The organism is Jeotgalibacillus sp. JSM ZJ347 (assembly GCF_044383825.1).
In the GTDB taxonomy this organism is placed as follows: domain Bacteria; phylum Bacillota; class Bacilli; order Bacillales; family Jeotgalibacillaceae; genus Jeotgalibacillus.
In genome coordinates, this window is record NZ_JBISEN010000010.1 from 22576 (window position 1) to 41708 (window position 19133).

Sequence of the window (19133 nt, forward strand, 5' to 3'; positions counted from 1 at the left end):
ACTCCCTTTACAGTCCGTGTTTTTTCGCCTGTTTCCAAAATTCATCAAGCTCGCCCAGGCTGAATGCTTTAAATGGTTTTCCTGATTCATTTACCCTGTCTTCGACAAATTGAAAACGGCTGATAAACTTCTGATTCGCCATTGTTAAGGCTTCTTCCGGGAAGATCCCGTGAAATCTTGATACATTCACCAGCGCGAACAGGACGTCGCCAAATTCCTGAAGGCTCGCCTGCTTATCACCATTTGCAACCTCTTCCTGAAACTCCTGCCATTCTTCCTCAAACTTATCCCATGCGTCAGAATGGTCGTCCCAGTCAAACCCTGCCTTAGCAGCTTTCTTTTGAATTTCATACGCCTGGATCAGTGCTGGAAGACCGCTCCCTGCATCTGCAAGCAGCCTTGAAGGAGCGCCGCCTTTTTCTTCATGTTTAATCTGCTGCCACGTATCATTTACATCCTCAGCTGTTTCTGCGTGCGCATCTGCAAATACGTGCGGGTGACGGCGCACCATTTTAGATGAAACGCCTTGAATGACATCGCTAATATTGAAATAGCCGTCGTCTTCTCCAATCTGTGCGTGCAGCATCACTTGAAGCAGAACATCACCCAGTTCATCAATCATCTCGTCAATGTCACCGCGATCAACGGCTTCAAGGAACTCATACGTTTCCTCAATCAGATAACGCTTCAGTGATTCATGCGTCTGCTCACGATCCCAGGGGCAGCCGACCGGGCTTCTTAAGATTGAAATGATTTCTCTAAGCTTTGAAAACTCGCCATAGAAATCCTCTTCTTTAGCAAGCGGTGGTACGTAGACACTTGTCAGGTTGGAAAGTGCCATGCCGTGATCAAGCTCATAAAGCTGTACTTCACGGATTTCCTCAGCGGATGAACCCGCTGCTGTAATGACTTTTACAATGTGTTCATCAGGGTACTTATTCATCAGCTCAAGCTTCACATCAGAGGCAATCATACTGTCATATACCTGCCCAATAATCACGTGCTGACCCGGCTTGATTGATTCACTTTCAAGCGCAGTCCCATCAAGCAGCTGGAATCCGTCAACAGGGTCAAATCCCGCTGCAGTGAATAACGGATCCAGAAAGCTTTGTCCGCCTTCGACCTTTAACCTGATCTTCCCCTCTTTCTCAATCGAGAGAAGGTTTTGAACAGTCTGCTCTGCAACAAGCGGATGACCGGGCACTGCATAGAGTACCGGCTCTGATTCAGCCAGCTGAACAAGCTTTTCTGTAATGTCAGTGTATACATCTTCAAAGCGGTCGTGCGCTTCATAGATATGATCAAATGATTCATACGTTACACCTTCTGCTGAAAGTTCTTCCAGCACAGGGTGCGCTGCAGTACGGACATACAGCTTCTTTGCTGCTGTCAGTTTTTTATAAACGCCAAGCGGCAGCTGATTGAGATCTCCTGCACCAAGACCAATAACTGTAATGTGATTCAAGATGATCTGCCCCCTTTTTCTATTCTTCTGCCAAATAACCGGTCAATTTTCCGGCCAAGCGGAATTTCTCTGAGCTCTTCTTTTGTAAAAAGGCTTCCTGACCAGCTGATCATAAAGAACAAATACGCGCCTGTGATTGCTGCAATGATTGAGGCAGCGCCTGAAGAAAACCTGGTTTCAGGTGTCCATATCATGAGTAACAGCGTAACGCCTGCCCCCATGACGATAAGACCGGCTGATAGACGGAGATAAAACGGCTTGTACAGCCGTAAACCGATTTTTTTATATACTTTCAATGTCAGCACAACCGCGACTGCCGCAAGTGAGAGAACAGTTGCGATTGCTGCTCCCCCGGTACCGTAAACCGGTACGAGCAGAACATTACATACGTATTTTAACACCAGACTCGCTGCTGCAGTCCAGGCTGCAGTATGATAACTTCCGGTTCCCTGCAGCACAGCATTGATTGTGACAATCACTGACGTCAGAAAAACCGCTGCTGCAAAGATAGACAACACAGCTGAGCCATCTTCATTTTGAAATAAAAACTGGTTGAGCGGTTTCATGATACTAATGAGCCCAACCGTTGCTGCTGCACCAAAGACCAGTCCGGTTTTTACTGCGAGTGCTGCTTTTTGCTTTACATCAGAGAATCTTTTGCGCTCATAATCTGACGCAATGACCGGCACGATCGCAAGAGATAGTGAAGTCGCAGCGACAACGCCCATCTGGACAATCGGCTGCCCCCTGTCATAAATCCCTTTTAACACTTTAGCCTGATCAGCGTCACCGGTATAGCCGGTTAGCAGCGAGTAAACATTTAATGCATCCACCAGCTGATAAAGCACAAGCAGCATACTAACCATTGCAATAGCAGTTCCCCTGACAAGAAGTGCCCTTAACAACGTAGCATCTCCTTTTTTAAATGACAGCCGTTCCTTCTTTTTAAAAAGTTGCTTCCTGATAAAGAAAATCAGGATCAAAGCGCCTGCAACTACCCCGGCGATTGATCCGGCCACCGCGCCTTCTCCAACGGTGTAAAGCGATGCACCTTGAGTGGTTAAGATAAATGCAGCTCCAATAATGGCAATTACTCTGATCGTCTGCTCCACTACCTGCGTGACGGCTGAGGGAACCATATTTCCTTCCGACTGAAACCACCCCTTACCGGCTGATAACACCGGCAGCAGTAGAAACGGCCATGCTGATAGCTCAATCAAAGGCTTTAGCTGCGGATCCCCCATGAAGTCAGCAATCAGCCCTGCACCCATATATAAAGCGGTAAACCACGCAACCCCTACGCCTCCTAAAAATAACGTGAGGAGCTTCAGTACCCTTTCACGTTCTTCCTGCCGCTCAATTAATATACTTGAAACCATAACAGGAAAAGCATATGTACACAGGGCAATAAACAGCCCATAAAACGGATAAACCTGCTGATAAATATAAAACCCTGTGTCCCCTGTCAGGTTTTGAAACGGCACCCTGTAGAGTGCACTGAGTATTTTCGAAAACAGCGCAGCAAATGTCAAAATGGCTGCGCCTTTCATCATTGTCTGAGACGCCTGCGACATTCGGCTGTCCTCTCTTTCACTTCGTCACTTTCACTGATTATTTATTATATCAAAGGGGAGCGGGAATGTCTTTTCGTGTAAGAATCATAAGAAGTCTGCGCTAAATGCATTTAAAAAACCATATCCGGCGAACCGGATATGGTTAAGTTTCCATCTGACGCCCTAAAAACCGGGCAGCTGTCTCGCAAACCTTTAAGTCAACCTCAGTCAACGCGTGATCTTTTGAGAATACTAGCACAGCGCCGATCGGATCACCGGAAGCAATAATCGGAGAGGCAGCCAGAGCAGCAAGATCTTCTTCATTGTGCTCGACAAGTTCCATCGAAAACGCTTCTTCCTTCATCATTGTCTTTCTCGCATCCATCATCTCTTCAGTATGAGAGCTGATTCTGCGGTTTAAAAACTCTTTTTTCGACGCACCGGCTACGGCAATAAAGTGATCCCGGTCGCAGATTAATACAGGGTGATGCAGACTATCATATAAGGATTCTGCATATTCTTTCGCAAAATTTCCAAGCTCGTGGATCGGTGAATATTTTTTCAAAATGATCTCACCGTCACGGTCTACAAAGATCTCAAGCGGATCTCCTTCACGGATCCTTAATGTACGTCTGATTTCCTTTGGGATTACAACGCGTCCCAAATCATCAATCCGTCTGACTATCCCAGTTGCTTTCATCGGACTCTCTCCTTCTTTTACAGCTGCTTTTAACGATAGTATCGGGCAAATCCGCAGATTTATACGATGTATTAAAAGTTTTTTGTAAAAGAAAGTCACATTAAGCAGATTCTTTCAATGTTTCCGGCAGACGGGACAGTACGTGGTGAATCATTGAAAACCATGATTCGGGTTTCTGCCCCTTAATTTTGAATGTGATTTTCAGTCTGTTATTTTCAAAGCCCAGACCGACATTCCGCTTATATTCATTTGTAATATCAAATGCTTTGGCGCCGTCTACTTTCTGGGTACCGTCTTCACTAAGCTCAATTTTCACTTCATCTTTTGTCTGATTGATCGTTTCAAGTCCCACTTCATATCCGTACGCTTTAATTTCAGCGACCTGGAACAGGTTATGCACTTCATCCGGATAATCCCCGAAGCGGTCGATCATTTCATCCTTTAATTCGATGACCTCGTCAATTGTTTTCAGACCGCGGAATTTTTTATACATCTCAATTTTCTGGTGGCCATCCGGAATATAGCTTTCAGGAATGTAGGCGTCCTGCTTGATATCCAGATCAATTTCAACTGCCTGCTGTTTTTCACGGCTGTCTTCTGATTGTACACCCGGCAGCAGATCTTTGCGTTCTTCAATCGCATCTTTCAGCATTTGTGAGTACAGATCAAATCCGACAGAGTCAATAAAGCCGTGCTGCTGAGCACCTAACAGGTTCCCGGCACCGCGGATACTTAAATCACGCATCGCAATTTTAAAGCCAGATCCTAGCTCCGTGAATTCTTTAATAGACTGCAGGCGCTGCTCGGCTACCTCTGTAAGCACTTTATCTTTCCGGTAAGTGAAGTAGGCATATGCGACACGGTTCGAACGTCCGACACGTCCTCTCAGCTGATAGAGCTGTGATAAGCCCATCCGGTCAGCATCAAAGACAATCAGCGTATTCACATTCGGAATATCCACACCTGTTTCAATGATTGTTGTTGTCACAAGCACATCATATTCACCTTCAAGGAACTGAAAAATGACTGATTCAAGCTCGGTTTCCGTCATCTGCCCGTGCGCAACTGCTACGCGCGCATCTGGTACGAGCGATGCAATTTCATCTGCCTTTTTGGTAATATCCTCGACACGGTTATATAAGAAATAGACCTGTCCGCTTCGTGCCATTTCACGTTCAATCGCTTCTCTGATCAGCGCGCCATTGTATTCCATTACGTAGGTCTGAACAGGGAAACGGTTCTCAGGAGGCGTCTCGATCACTGAAAGGTCACGCACGCCAAGCATCGACATATGCAGCGTACGCGGAATCGGCGTTGCTGTCAGTGTCAGCACATCAATATTGGTCTTCAGCTGCTTGATCTTTTCTTTGTGCGTTACCCCAAACCGCTGCTCTTCATCAATAATCAACAGACCGATATCACGGTATTTGATCTGCTTTGACAGCAGACGGTGTGTACCGACCACAATATCAACAGACCCTGAGGCAAGTCCCTTCATCGTTTCTTCCTGCTGCTTCTTTGTTCTGAAGCGGCTAAGGAGCCCGACATTAACAGGAAACTCCTGCATCCGTTCAATCATAGTTTCATAGTGCTGCTGGGCAAGAATCGTTGTCGGTACTAAAATTGCGACCTGCTTCCCGTCCATCACCGCTTTAAATGCAGCACGGATTGCAACTTCTGTTTTCCCGTAACCAACATCACCGCACAGCAGGCGGTCCATCGGGCGGTCACGCTGCATATCTTTTTTGATTTCTTCAATGGAGCGCAGCTGGTCCTCTGTTTCAGAATAAGGAAAGGCTGCTTCAAAATCTCTCTGTTCAGCAGTATCATCACTGAAAGCATAGCCTTTTGACGTCTCGCGCTCTGAATACAGCTTGATTAAGTCATCTGCAATATCAGCAACAGTCGACTGGACCTTAGACTTCACGCGCTTCCATTCAGATCCGCCAAGCTTGTACAGCTTCGGCTCCTTACCTTCAGAACCAACATATTTCTGTACAAGGTCAATCTGATCAACCGGTACATATAGCTGGTCATTCCCTTTATAGTGAATGTTTAAGTAATCCTTATGAAGCCCGTTAATTTCAAGCGTTTCAATCCCAAGGTATTTACCAATCCCGTGATTGACGTGAACAACAAAGTCCCCGACTTTCAGTTCAGAATAACTTTTGATCCGCTCTGCGTTTGAAAGCTTCTGACGGCGCTTTTTCTTTCTTGTTTTATGACGGAATAATTCTTCTTCCGTCATAACAGCCAGCTTGTTCATTGGCAGCTCAAAGCCGGACTGAAGTGAGCCGCTGACGATCTGAACGGTATTTGGAATAAGCGGCTCTCCATCTTTTACGATGACCGCGTCAATTTCGTAATCAGCCAGCACTCTTTCAAATTTATCAAGACGCTGTCCATCCGGCGCAAGCATTACGACTGTAAATTTACCTTTCTTCCATCTATCAACCTCTGCTTTTAACAGATGCATCTGGCCGTGGAAGCTTTGCATCGGCTTACAGGAGAATGAATGAACCTTTTTTGGATTCATATGGGCAATTTTTCTTGTAAAAAGAGAGAAATATACCTTCTGACGCTTTTCAGCCATCAGCGCAGACAGATTGTGTGAAACCTGAATATCGTGCAGCATTTTCCCTTCTTCAAGCAGCGAGACGAGCCAGTCTCCCTCTTCATTTTCAAGTGTTTCATCCATTTCAAAAATACGGCTGATCTCATCAAACATCACGAGCCCGTCTTCAGGCAGGTAATCAATCAGACTTGCAGGCTTTGAGTAGGCGAGAGACTGATATTTAAATAGCTGATCCGGCTTACGGCCATTTTCAAGCAGGTCAATATCATATTCCGTCTCCTCTGCCATGGTTTCTTTAACCGCTTTACGTTTTACTCTTTTAAGACTTGCCTTCAGCCGTTCCTTCAGCTCGTCTGCAATTTTCCCGAGCGTCGGTCCTTCCATAATCAGTTCGCTAGCGGGTCCGATTGCAACTTCCTGAAGGGTTTCAATCGAACGCTGATCTTCTGCTGAAAATGTGCGGATGGAATCTACTTCCGTGTCGAACAATTCAATTCTGACAGGATCTGACGTCAGCGGATAAATATCCAGAATGCCTCCGCGCATACTGAATTCGCCCGGACTGCTCACCATATCCGTGCGCTGATACCCCATTTTTATCAAAGCGGAAAGTGTCTGATCCACTTCAATATCTTTTCCAATCGTGAGCGTAAACTGATGGTCGACCCACTGATCTTTCGGTGGAACGATTTTTCTGAGTCCAGCCATCGGAACGATATAAACCCCCTGGCCATTTACAGCCAGATGATTCATCGCATCAAGGCGCTGCGCTAAAAGCTCAGGGCTTGCAATACTCATTTCAGCTGCGATCAGTTCATTGGCCGGATACATATATAATGCTTCTTCATCAATGGACTGTGCGAGGTCATCGTATAATTTCTGAGCGCTCAGCAAATTAGGCGTCACGATCATCATCGGACGCTTGTATTTCTCATATACCGCTGCCATAAATGTACTTCTTGCAGATCCAGAAAGCCCTGAAAGCAGCTGCTCCCCACGCTCCTGGTCTAAATCTTCTATAACGGACCTGATTTGCTGGTCCTGTAATAAACCGTCTACTAACGTTTTCAAGTTGTTCTCCTCCCGGATATCAACAGAAAAATGCCTTGGATCAGCATCCAAAGCTTTTACTGTATAAATTGATCCAGTTCATGAAAATCCGGATTCCGTTCTAGGGACTCCTGGCAATCCTCACAGATCGTCTGGATGTGAACATGTCCTTCTGTATAAGATATCATGTTTCGACGCTCCTCTGCTGAAAGAGTATGCAACCCGAGTCGTTCTGCATCCATCAGCGGCGAATCGATTGTGCCGATCTCACTTCTGCAGTGGCGGCAATGATAATGAACAGCCAATCCTGTCATCTCCCCTCACGTCTTTGCTGATAGTCTAGTATAAGCAGAAACGCGAAAAGATATTCATTTAGCCACCGTTAAATTCGTTCATGACCTCTAAAAATGGCTTTTTTAAAAACCGTTCACAGGCATCTGCACTTTTTGTGATGACCGGCTCCATGTCAGCCCACTCCTCTTTAGAAAAACGGCTAAGGACGTAGTCAGGTACCTTCATACCGCGTGGTGGACGGTCGATCCCAATACGGATTCTGTTGAACTCCTGTGTGCCAAGGTGGGCAATGGCGCTTTTAATCCCATTATGACCGCCGGCACTTCCTTTTTGACGCAGGCGCATTTTTCCCATCGGAAGATCAAGGTCATCATAAATGACCACAATATCTTCAGGCTCAATTTGGAAATAGTCCATTAGCGGCCTGATGCTTTCTCCAGACAAATTCATATACGTAAGCGGCTTTAGCAAAATGACTTTTTCTCCGTTTACAATTGTCTTGCTGAATACGCCGTTGAATTTACTTTGCATGAGCGGCGCATCCCAGCGTTCAGCGAGTTCATCTATGACTTCAAAACCGATATTATGCTTTGTTTTTTCATAAGGTTTCCCGGGATTTCCGAGACCGATCATTAGTTTCATTATTTACACCTCTGTATACATTCAAACATCTTTTTAATTAAGCTCTGTAAAAACTGGCTGGTGACTTCCGCTTCACTCACCAGTTGTGCAGAAATATCATCAGTCTATCATAAATAAAATTATCATTCGTTCCCTTACTTATTTTAAACGATAAGAAGCGCAACCTCCACAAGAAAGGTTGCGCTGATTTGAATCGCTCAATTGAACGGTTTTATGCTTTTTCTTCAGCTGTTTCAGATTCGCCTTCTGACTCTTCAGTGCTTTCTTCGCCTTCAGCGTCTTCAGCACCGGCTTCACCTGCGCCAGCTTCTTCTTCAAGTTCTTCGATTTCTTCTTCTGTACGAGGCGCAAGAACAGATACGATCGTTTCGTCATCTTCATGGTTGATCGTTACGTCATATTTACTGCGAAGCTCTTCAACACTGAATGATCCGCCGATTTCAAGCTCAGTTACATCCACTTCGAATGCTTCCGGAATGTCATTTGGCTTCGCTGAGATTGAAAGCTCGTGAAGTACAGTCTGTACAACGCCGCCTTCTTTTGCGCCAGCTGCTTCACCTACAACGTGTACAGCCACATCTACTGTTAACTCTTCTGACATATTAACTGCCAGGAAGTCAGCGTGAATGATCTCATCTTTCAGGAAATCACTCTGGTAGTCACTTAATACAACCTTTTGCTTGTTACCTTCAATATCAAGTTCAATGATTCCGTTACGTCCTACTTCACGGATCGTTTTAACAAGATCAATCTCATCTACTGAAATTGCTGTATTTTCTACTTTATAGCCATATACGACTGCAGGCAGTTTCCCTGCATTGCGAAGCTCTGTTAGGTCAGAATTTTTGAAACCTTCTCTTTTAGTTGCTTTTAGTACTGAACTCATGTCTAATCACCTTCCAAAGTTAATTTCAATTTTTTGATTTTAAATGTCCATATACTACCTTACCCTGCGAATATACGGTTAAACCCCAAAAATCAGAGAAATTTTGTTAGGAATCTGTGTTAAATCAGACTTTACGGCACTTTTACGAATGAAAAAACAACAGGCACCACCTTCTGGACGCCTGTTGTTTTAGTGTAATTTGGGATGTCCAGATTACGGTATGGAGTTATGCTTTTCTACATTGTCCAGCTCCAGCAGGCAGGGGCTAGTGCGGTTCCCTCAGCTCCTTAAGATAAGTCAACATCAGCTCACTGCGTTCGCTGTGTTTCCTTTATCTCAATCCGCTTCAGTCCACCGCATACGCCCCTAAACGCCTGCTTCCACTTTTCTACTTTGTCCAGCTTCAGGCGCTAGCTCCTCGAGTCATAAGCCACGCATCGGTAAACGGGAAAAGTCACCCGTTTTCCGCTCCGCGTCTTATGCTTGTTGGAGCTGAACAAGCGCCTTACGCTTTTCTTTTAGTCAAACAGCATACTCACTGACTGCTGCTCATATACGCGTACGATGGCTTCGCCGAGCAGGCCTGCTACTGAAAGTTCTACAATTTTACCGCCCTGTTTTTCTTCTGACAGTGCAATTGAGTTTGTCACAACCAATTCTTTGATGGCAGAGGAGTTAATGCGCTCCATTGCCGGTCCTGAAAGTACAGGGTGTGTACAGCTTGCGTAAACTTCTTTAGCGCCAACGTCCATCAGTGCGTTTGCAGCAAGTGTGATTGTGCCTGCTGTATCGATAATGTCATCGATCAGGATACACGTCTTACCTTCAACGTTACCAACGATATTCATGACTTCTGATACGTTTGGCTTCGGACGGCGCTTATCGATGATTGCGATTGGTGCTTTCAGGTATTCTGCCAGTTTACGTGTACGTGTTACACCACCGTGGTCAGGTGAAACGATCACCAGTTCCTCAGGGTTAAAGTTCTTTTGCATAAAGTATTCAGCAATGATCGGCACGCCGCGCAGGTGATCAATTAAAATGTCGAAGAACCCTTGAATCTGCGGTGCATGAAGGTCAAGTGTAATCACGCGTGTCGCGCCTGCAGTTTCAAGCAGGTTAGCGATCAGCTTTGCAGTGATCGGCTCACGTGCACGCGCTTTGCGGTCCTGACGCGCATAGCCGTAGTAAGGCATCACGATGTTGATCGTTTTAGCAGAAGCACGCTTCAGTGCATCTACCATGATTAACAGCTCCATCAGGTTTTCATTGACTGGACTTGATGTTGATTGAACCACGAATACATCACAACCGCGGATACTTTCTTCAATGTTAATTTGAATTTCGCCATCTTGAAAACGTGTAACTGAGCACTTTCCAAGCTTTGTACCAATTGACTCTGCAATATCCTCTGCTAATTTGGGATTTGAATTCAGTGAAAAGATTTTTAATTTAGAATTGGCATATTCAGTAGACATGACAGCCTCCAGTTATTTTTTAGTGTTGATTCTTTTAGCGTAGCCTTCTTTATTTTCCTGACGGGCACGGGCAATGGATAAAGCTTCGCCCGGTACATTTTTGTTGATGGTAGAGCCCGCCGCAACATAAGCACCTTTACCAATCGTAACCGGTGCAATCAGGTTTGAATTGCAGCCAACGAATGCATCGTCTTCAATTTTTGTCAGGTGCTTTTGCTGTCCATCGTAATTTACAGTAATTGATCCGCAGCCAAGATTGACGCCGGATCCGACTTCAGCATCGCCAATATAGCTCAGATGAGAGGCTTTGCTGCCTTTACCGAACTGCGTTTTCTTGATTTCGACAAAGTTTCCGATCTTTACTTCATCTGAAATAGCAGATTGCGGACGAATATGAGCGAACGGTCCGATATTCACATCTGATCCCACTTCACTGTCATGGACAACAGATTGTTTGATCACTGTGCGGTCTGCAATTTTACTGTCTTTGATTTCACTGTTCGGTCCGATTGTGCACTCTTGACCGATCACTGTAGATCCTTCAATCACAGTGCCAGGATAAATGACAGAGTCACTGCCAATGACAGCGTCTGCACTGATGTAAGTAGAAGCAGGATCAATCAGCGTGACACCATTGCGCATTTGCTGTTCATTGATTCGTTTACGCATCAGCTGCTCTGCTTTTGATAAAGCAACGCGGTCGTTTACACCGAGCGTTTCATCTGATGAAGATGTCTGGTAGGCAGCAATGGCCTGTCCTTCATTTTTCAGAATCTCAATGACGTCCGGCAGATAATATTCACCCTGTGCATTATCGTTATTCACTTTTGCAAGTGTTTCAAAGAGTGCTTTGTTGTCAAAGCAATACGTGCCTGTATTCACTTCCTGCACAGCAAGCTCGGATTCATTTGCATCCTTATGCTCAACGATCTTTGTAACCAGACCATCTTCTCCGCGAATGATACGTCCGTATCCCGCCGGATTTTCTTCATGAGCTGTCAGGATTGTTGCTTTCGCCTGTTGTTCCTCATGATGCTGAATCAGCGAAGACATGGTTTCAGTAGTAATCAGTGGTGTGTCTCCACATACGACTAAAGTGATGCCGTCTTTTCCCTGTAAACGGTCTTTCGCCTGCATAACAGCATGGGCAGTTCCCAACTGCTCAGCCTGAAGAACAAATTCTGAACGACCCTCAAGCTTAGACTGAACAAGTTCAGCACCATGACCAACAACGGTAATGACTTCTTGCATATCTGACTCTCTTACCTGTTCTAACACGTGCTCAACCATTGGCTTTCCACAAACAGGATGAAGTACTTTATATAATTTAGATTTCATACGAGTCCCTTGACCCGCTGCTAAAATTACCGCATATCGATTCGACATTACCGGTCCTCCAGTCAACATTTTTCCACTTTGAATATATTACAAAAACGCATTCATTTCAAGGAAAGCGGTAATTTCAGAAGAATCTGTTATTGACGATAGATCCTGTCCCATTCCCATTTACCCAGAAAATGAAAAAGCGTACGATTCTGCCGGTGTGACAAAATCATACGCTTTTTTGATGGCTTGTTTTATTTCAGCCTTCTCCAGGTAAGTACCGGACGATTATGCGCCCGCTTCCTCATATGTGATTTCTGATTGTACACTGTGATCCTGATGGTATTCAGCCAGTACCGAACTCTGAATAATATCTCTCATCGCAGCATTGATCGGATGAGCGATATCTCTGAATTCACCATCAGGCGTTCGTTTGCTTGGCATTGCAACAAATAATCCATTATTACCGTCGATCACCCGGATATCGTGTACGACAAACACCCCATCAAGCGTGATGGAAGCGATCGCACGCATTCTACCATCCGAGCTCACACGTCTAAGTCTCACATCTGTTACTTCCACTGATTTCCACCACCTTTCTCCCCCTAGTACAAGCCTCCCCTCTACTTCTATACCAAAGGTCAATACTCCTACCTGAAAAGTGAAAATAGTCGTATTATTTTCCAAAAAATAAATCTTTGCTAAAATTGGCTGGTGATTTCCGCTTCAAGGGGACGCTTTCCGTGATCGGGCGCTGAGCCATCAGGCTTGTCTCACCTGTCCCTTCCTGCCACAGGAGTCGCCCGCTTACACTCCAACCACCAGCTGTGCTGACTCTATGATGAGCTTTAATAAACAAAAAAAGCTTTCTTCGTCTGGCTGTTCACCTTCAGAAAAAGCTTTTTAATCAATTTATTTAACTAGTGCGATAACCTCGATCTCAATTCCTGCGCCTTTTGGCAGCTTTGACACTTCTACACAAGAGCGAGCGGGACGGTGGTCACCGAAATACTCTGCATAAATACCGTTCACTGCATCAAAATTACTCAGGTCATCAAGGAAGACCATTACTTTCACAACTGTAGAAAATGAAGCACCCGCTTCTTCAAGCACAGCCTTCAGGTTACTGAACACCTGGTGCGTCTGATCTTCAATACTGCCTTCTACAAGCGTACCCGCTGGTGTCAGCGGAATCTGACCTGAACTGTAAAACATATTGTTAACCACCATACCTTGTGAATACGGTCCAATTGCCTGTGGTGCCTGATCTGTCTGTACAAACTTCATGTGAATGCCTCCTTATTGTTTTAAAAAAGATGATACCCGGTCAAAATAGTTACCTGTTTCAACCTGGATCGTTTTTCCTTTTTCATCAACACTTCTCAGTTTTAAAAGTGAAATATAGTCTTCTACCAGGCGCTCTTCAGAATCCTGTTCTGATTCGATAAAAATACCAACTCCTGCAACCGTCGCAGAAAATTCTTCGAGCAGATTTTTCATACCTGCAGCGGTACCGCCGGCTTTCATAAAATCATCAACAATCAGAACTCTTGCGCCCTGCTTCACACTTCTTTTAGACAAAACCATGGTCTGAATTCTCTTAGACGAACCCGATACATAATTAATACTGACCGTTGAGCCTTCTGTCACCTTACTATCACGTCTTGCCACTACTACCGGTACGCCAAGGTAGCGGGCCGCTGCGTGCGCAATCCCGATGCCTTTTGTCGCAACCGTCATCACAAGATCAATCTGCTGGTTGGCAAATGCGCCTGCAAACAGTTTGCCCACATGATTCATCAGGTGGATGTCACCAAGGATATCAGTCATAAATAAGTAACCGCCCGGCAACAGCCGGTCTGACTTACTGACCTGATCAGACAAGACCTGCAGCGCTTGTTCCGCCTGGTCTCTTTGAATGCCCGGGATAAAGCGCACCCCGCCAGCTGCACCCGGTACCGTTTGCAAAGAGCCGATTCCTCTGTTTTCAAATGTTTCTTTAACAATAACTAAATCTTCACTGATCGAGGATTTAGCTGAAGAATAGCGCTCTGCAAAAAATGTGAGTGAAACCAGCTCACGCGGATGTTCTGTTAAATAATGTGTCATATCAATCAGGCGTTCACTTCGTTTAATTTTCATGCGGTGAAACCTCCCAAAACCCGAATAATGTATAGTAACTATATCATTATCGTACGTTTTTAAGCAAGAGGTGCCCGGCTGCCGAGCATTCTCACTGCAAACACCTGATCACAGAAGCCACGCAGACCATTTACGACCCGGTGAACCTTTGATTCATACTGCACAAGTCCAAAAACAGTCGGACCACTTCCGCTCATTAAGACTGCATCCGCACCAAAACGCTGCATCTGCTCTTTAATATGCCTCACTTCCGGATATAGCTGAAGCGTAACAGACTCAAGTGCATTACCCAGGTTGTCACAAACACCATGATAATTACCATCCTCAATTGCCTGTACCATTTTAGCTGTATTCGGATGCTCCACCTTTTCAAGCTTCAAATTTTGATAAATATCCGCTGTTGAAACACCGATCGACGGCTTGGCAAGAATCACCCAGCACTTTGGCGGTGTAGGCAGCTCCTGAATCTTTTCACCTCTGCCTGTCGCAAGCGCTGTTCCTCCATAAATACAAAACGCCACATCAGAGCCGATTTCTGAACCAACCTCTGCCAATTCATCATTTGAAAGTCCAAGCACCCAAAGCTCATTTAGCCCCTTTAAAGCAGCTGCCGCGTCACTACTACCGCCTGCTAGTCCAGCTGCAACCGGGATCTGCTTATGAATTGTAATATCTACGCCTTTTTTCACGTTATACTTCTTCTGCAGCTTCTCCGCTGCCTTATACGCCAGATTCCTGTGATCACTCGGCACAAAACGGTCATGAGAAATAATCCGGATCCGTGTTCCCTTCGTCTCGTCCAGCTCAATACGATCAGCCAGATCCACAGTCGTCATGACCATCTCCACCTCATGAAACCCATCAGGCCTCTTATGGAGCACATCCAGCGAAAGATTAATCTTCGCCGGTGCTTTTACCATCATCATAAATCCACACACCTCAATCTTCCCTCAAGTCATTGAGGTTATTGTAGCAATAAACCTAGAAAAGTGGAAGCGCCCGTTTAGGCCCGACAGGCATAAGACGCGGAGCGGAAAACGGGTGGTCTTTCCCGTTTACCGATTCGTGGCTTATGTCCCGAGGGACTGGGCGCTGGAACTGGACATCGTAGAAAAGTGGAAGCAGGCGTTTAGGGGCGTATGCGGTGGACTGAAGCGGATTGAGATAAAGGAAACACAGCGAACGCAGAGAGCTGATGTTGACTTATCTTAAGGAGCTGAGGGAACCGCACTAGCCCCTGCCTGCTGGAACTAGACAACGTAGAAAAGTGGAAGCAGGCGATTAGGGGCGTATGCGGTGGAATAATTAAGATTCACCAGGCCGCGGACGCGGATGTTGAAATGAGTGAAGAGATGATCGAAATATTCAATAGATGATAGATAAAACCAGAGAGATAATCGATATATACCGCAGAAGAGCAAAAACGGTGAATGATCCGAAAAGGTGATGTAATTAATGTAAGAGACCATAGACAAAACCACAGAGGTAATGCATATAATCAACTTCTCCCCTTCATCGAACGAACAAGGTGGAAGCATATCCGTTTATTGACCTTAGCAATCAACAAGCTCTCCGCAACATATCTAAAAAACCGCCCGACCTCAGCCAGACGGTTTCCCGTTGCATGTACCAACTACGGTTAACGGGGTTCAGACTGGTCTCCCAGCTGACGCTCAGCCATTTTAATGGCCTGCTTTACCATGTTACCGGAATCCCGAGACTTAATACCGCCCCAGCCTTCCTGGTGAACAGTATCATAAATCCCGAGCTCCTTGGCAACTTCTTCCTTGAGCTGATCTGACATTATGCCTCTTCTTCTGCTCATGTTTTCATCCCCTTTAGAGATTTAGCCTCAACACCTGGCTCCTCGAGTCAAACGTTTCTGCCTCCCTGTGGTGTCCAGCTTCAGCGCCTAGCTCCTCGAGTCATAAGCCATCTTGAGTAAATGGGATAGATCACCCATTTCTCTCAAGCCGTCTTATGCTTGTCGGAGCTGATTAAGGCGCTTACGCTTTTTTGGATTGGTCATGCTCTCTTAACCTTCTACAAATGAATTCACTTTATGTAAAGCAGGTATTGGTAAAGTACCATTTAACAAAAATGCTCTTTTGATATAACAAAAAGGCGGTCTGCCTGGATAACTGACAAACAGTTATCCAGGCAGACCACCCATAAAAAAATCATTATGATTTCATTAACTTACGCTTGCAGCTTCAGAACCTTCTTCGATAAAAGTAAGTTCAACCGCTTCAGTTAGTACATCGGTGTAGCTATACGATACCCGTTCAAAAGCATTTTCGTCCTGATCAAGTTCCACAATAAAAATTGAGGGATATGTTTCAGTCAAAACTCCCGAACGCTCAATTGTCTTGCGTCTTCCACCATTGGCTTTTAACAATAGACGTTTTCCAAGATTCACATCAAGTGCTTTCTTAATATCAGCTAACGTTTTTGGCATTCCGCTTCCACCTCACTGACATTAGTATACCAAAATATTACGTTTCAGTCAAATAAAATATTCATTTTATCAATTCTCTTAACTGAATGTCAATGTTTTTATTCCGCCAAAATGCTTAATTGCTGTCGTTTTGTGTCTCTGCATACATTTCTTTCTTGTATGGCATCCCAATTCTAAGTACGCCGCGCGTTTCAATTCCACCGATTCCATTATCATCCGCAAGTGTGTGCGGCAGAATATTTTCAACTGTAAACATAGAGTGGATGGTGGTATAACTGATAACGCTTGCGGCATAGGCGGGATCGAGCGCATGAATATTTACCCGCAGTGGTGAACTTGCGATGTTGGCACCCGCATAGATCAAAGATTCAAAATGAGACTGGCATGCACCTGCAAAAATCACAAGCTGATCCAGACACGGTACAATATGACGTGCGTTTTTTACTGCGTTTACAAAAGAGGAGGAGTGTCTGTAAGCTTTCAGATCACTTTTTTTGCCCTGCGCCGGCAAATAGGCATCGTGTCCGGTTAACACGAGAATTTGTGGCTGATAACGGATAATCAGTTCGTGAATCCGATCCGGCATTTCTTTTTCCGGACAATGAACGCCGATATGCGGGACGCCTGCACCCTTATAAATCTTCAGACATTTTTTCAGATACCGCTCATCGCCATCAAGATGAAGCACGCGCCCTGGCAAATGAAACGACTCTGCGTCTGTCTTATTTTCTTTTTCAGCAGCTGTTTTCTCCCGACTTTCTTTCATTTCATTAATCTCCTGGTCTGCTTTTGCAAGGCGCTCTTCATTAAGCAGCTCAAGGTCTTCAACAGGTGCATCCGCTACGAGCCTGATATCTCTTCCATAGAGAATGGCATAATGTCCGCTCTCACGCTCTTCAATCGCGGCCACTACAAACACCACATCACAATGATATGATTTCCGTCCGACAAGCTGATTGATCCAATCCACCGGCATTCACCCTCCTATCCGGCCCATACAGTTACTATATGCATCCGCGAATGTAAGGGTGAATGGCTCAAGATAAATAAAAAAGCACGGGACAAGGGTCTCTCGTGCTGTAAAGTCGTTATGAAAAATATGGATACAACGCATTTGCAAGGTCTGCAAATTCAGGGATCGAAAGGCTCTCCCCGCGTCTTGACGGCTCAATACCAGCCTGTTCAAGTGCTTTGAGAATATCTTCTTTCTTTTCCTTCCCGTTCGGCAGCTGACTTGTCAGGTTGTTTAAAATCGTCTTTCTGCGCTGGGCGAAAGAAGAACGCGTTACAGTGAAGAAGAAGTCTTCATTTGTAACTTCAACCGGCGGCTTCTCGCGCTTTACTAATTTAATCACCGCCGAATCTACATTCGGCTGAGGAATAAAGACCGTTTTCGGTACAATCATCACGGTAGAAGCTTCTGTGTAATACTGAATCGCAATCGATAAAGACCCGTAATTCTTCGTGCCCGGCTTAGCAGCAATACGGTCTGCCACCTCTTTTTGAAGCATCACAACAAGACCTTTAATCGGCAGATCTTCCAATAACAGCTTCAGAATAATTGGCGTAGTGACATAGTACGGAAGGTTTGCCACGACCATTACATCTTCCACGTCAGCAAATTCTTCTGTCATCACCTGCTGCACATCTGCTTTTAGCACGTCCTGATGAAGAATCTTAATATTATCGTAAGGCGACAGTGTATCATCAAGAATTGGCAGCAGACGCTGGTCAATTTCAAATGCGATGACTTTTTTAGAAGCACGTGCAAGGTGCTCAGTCAGCGCCCCGATCCCCGGTCCGATTTCGATTGCACCATGATCTTTTGTAAGACCTGCATGACCGACGATGTTCTGAAGAATATTCGGGTCAATCAGAAAGTTCTGTCCAAGACTTTTCTTAAATGAGAAGCCATACTTTTGCATAATTTCTTTTGTTCGGACGGGTGTTGCGATATCTTTATTCATTGTTTTCCTCCTGTAAAATGCACATCAGCGCCTCGGCAAAATCCTCTTTTGTGATTTCAAACATCATCAGACGATTGTATAACTGCTTTCCGTTCACATAACCAATTTTCAGTTCAGCCCCAAGCTTTTCCCTTCGTACTTTTGCTTTTGGCCCCCCAATTAAACCGGCTGTTACAAGGTCTTCTTTTGTGATCAGTTCTACGGGCTCTTCAGACATCATGTGAGCGTCTTTCAGCGCCTGACGGATAATATCAGGTGAGGCATGTTCAACACCAAGCCCGCGTCCTTTTTTACGCAGTGCATCCTGCTTTTCGATAAACGCATGTTTGCAGCCTGGCACAGCCTCCTGCACGATCTGTCTGATACGCTGACCGGGATAGTCTGGATCCGTTAAAATGATTACGCCTCTCTTTTCCTGGGCGTGGCGAATCTTTTCCAACGTCTTTTGTGACACAGCTGACCCATTGGTTTCAATTGTGTCAGCATCAACGGCACGCTTAATGGCAGTTGTATCGTCTCTGCCTTCCACAACAATTATTTCTTTAAGTTTCATTACATCCTCCGAAATGGTTTCTGTGCTTCATTATAGCCGAAAATACT

General features: G+C 45.1%; 18 protein-coding genes. All 18 read right to left on the reverse strand.

Going from position 1 to position 19133, the window contains the following annotated elements:
• Window positions 1-7: 7 nt before the first annotated feature.
• The 18 genes from yabN to rnmV all read right to left on the reverse strand — a co-directional run bounded on the left by yabN (window position 8) and on the right by rnmV (window position 19086).
• Complete coding sequence (gene yabN, locus ACH6CZ_RS15930) at window positions 8-1465, reverse strand: bifunctional methyltransferase/pyrophosphohydrolase YabN (RefSeq protein ID WP_374098429.1); 1458 nt, start codon at window positions 1463-1465, stop codon at window positions 8-10.
• Window positions 1462-3039, reverse strand: coding sequence for a putative polysaccharide biosynthesis protein (locus ACH6CZ_RS15935; RefSeq protein WP_374098430.1), 1578 nt, complete (start codon window positions 3037-3039; stop codon window positions 1462-1464). The genes yabN and ACH6CZ_RS15935 overlap by 4 nt, the downstream gene beginning before the upstream one ends.
• A gap of 142 nt (window positions 3040-3181) precedes the next feature.
• Window positions 3182-3718, reverse strand: a complete 537-nt coding sequence (gene spoVT, locus ACH6CZ_RS15940; protein WP_374098431.1) for a stage V sporulation protein T — start codon at window positions 3716-3718, stop codon at window positions 3182-3184.
• 100 nt (window positions 3719-3818) lie between these two features.
• Entirely contained in the window at window positions 3819-7364 is a 3546-nt protein-coding gene (gene mfd, locus ACH6CZ_RS15945) for a transcription-repair coupling factor (RefSeq protein WP_374098432.1), read from the reverse strand.
• Between the two features lie 56 nt (window positions 7365-7420).
• Window positions 7421-7648 carry an anti-sigma-F factor Fin gene (gene fin / locus ACH6CZ_RS15950; RefSeq protein WP_041120779.1) on the reverse strand — a complete coding sequence of 76 codons (228 nt, stop codon included), beginning with the start codon at window positions 7646-7648 and terminating at the stop codon, window positions 7421-7423.
• Window positions 7649-7715: 67 nt separating this feature from the next.
• Complete coding sequence (gene pth, locus ACH6CZ_RS15955) at window positions 7716-8279, reverse strand: aminoacyl-tRNA hydrolase (protein WP_374098433.1); 564 nt, start codon at window positions 8277-8279, stop codon at window positions 7716-7718.
• A 211-nt stretch (window positions 8280-8490) separates the two neighbouring features.
• Entirely contained in the window at window positions 8491-9165 is a 675-nt protein-coding gene (locus ACH6CZ_RS15960) for a 50S ribosomal protein L25/general stress protein Ctc (protein WP_374098434.1), read from the reverse strand.
• A 518-nt stretch (window positions 9166-9683) separates the two neighbouring features.
• Entirely contained in the window at window positions 9684-10643 is a 960-nt protein-coding gene (locus ACH6CZ_RS15965) for a ribose-phosphate diphosphokinase (RefSeq protein WP_374098435.1), read from the reverse strand.
• Between the two features lie 12 nt (window positions 10644-10655).
• Window positions 10656-12029: a bifunctional UDP-N-acetylglucosamine diphosphorylase/glucosamine-1-phosphate N-acetyltransferase GlmU gene (gene glmU, locus ACH6CZ_RS15970; protein ID WP_374098437.1), complete on the reverse strand. Its 1374-nt coding sequence runs from the start codon at window positions 12027-12029 to the stop codon at window positions 10656-10658.
• 225 nt (window positions 12030-12254) lie between these two features.
• Complete coding sequence (gene spoVG / locus ACH6CZ_RS15975; RefSeq protein WP_374098438.1) at window positions 12255-12548, reverse strand: septation regulator SpoVG; 294 nt, start codon at window positions 12546-12548, stop codon at window positions 12255-12257.
• Between the two features lie 330 nt (window positions 12549-12878).
• Window positions 12879-13253, reverse strand: a complete 375-nt coding sequence (locus tag ACH6CZ_RS15980) for a RidA family protein (RefSeq protein WP_374098439.1) — start codon at window positions 13251-13253, stop codon at window positions 12879-12881.
• Window positions 13254-13265: 12 nt separating this feature from the next.
• The gene (purR, locus tag ACH6CZ_RS15985; protein WP_374098440.1) at window positions 13266-14108 is read right to left on the reverse strand and encodes a pur operon repressor; all 843 of its coding nucleotides are present in this window, start codon (window positions 14106-14108) and stop codon (window positions 13266-13268) included.
• A gap of 59 nt (window positions 14109-14167) precedes the next feature.
• Window positions 14168-15034, reverse strand: a complete 867-nt coding sequence (ispE, locus tag ACH6CZ_RS15990) for a 4-(cytidine 5'-diphospho)-2-C-methyl-D-erythritol kinase (RefSeq protein ID WP_374098441.1) — start codon at window positions 15032-15034, stop codon at window positions 14168-14170.
• A gap of 713 nt (window positions 15035-15747) precedes the next feature.
• Complete coding sequence (locus ACH6CZ_RS15995) at window positions 15748-15933, reverse strand: small, acid-soluble spore protein, alpha/beta type (protein ID WP_374098442.1); 186 nt, start codon at window positions 15931-15933, stop codon at window positions 15748-15750.
• 369 nt (window positions 15934-16302) lie between these two features.
• The gene (veg, locus tag ACH6CZ_RS16000; protein WP_041120769.1) at window positions 16303-16566 is read right to left on the reverse strand and encodes a biofilm formation stimulator Veg; all 264 of its coding nucleotides are present in this window, start codon (window positions 16564-16566) and stop codon (window positions 16303-16305) included.
• Between the two features lie 115 nt (window positions 16567-16681).
• The gene (gene yabG / locus ACH6CZ_RS16005; RefSeq protein ID WP_374098443.1) at window positions 16682-17536 is read right to left on the reverse strand and encodes a sporulation peptidase YabG; all 855 of its coding nucleotides are present in this window, start codon (window positions 17534-17536) and stop codon (window positions 16682-16684) included.
• 118 nt (window positions 17537-17654) lie between these two features.
• Window positions 17655-18533, reverse strand: coding sequence for a 16S rRNA (adenine(1518)-N(6)/adenine(1519)-N(6))-dimethyltransferase RsmA (gene rsmA / locus ACH6CZ_RS16010; protein ID WP_374098444.1), 879 nt, complete (start codon window positions 18531-18533; stop codon window positions 17655-17657).
• A complete protein-coding gene (rnmV, locus tag ACH6CZ_RS16015) occupies window positions 18526-19086 on the reverse strand; it encodes a ribonuclease M5 (protein ID WP_374098445.1) in 561 nt (186 codons plus the stop codon). Before rnmV ends, rsmA begins: the two co-directional genes overlap by 8 nt.
• Window positions 19087-19133: the final 47 nt, after the last annotated feature.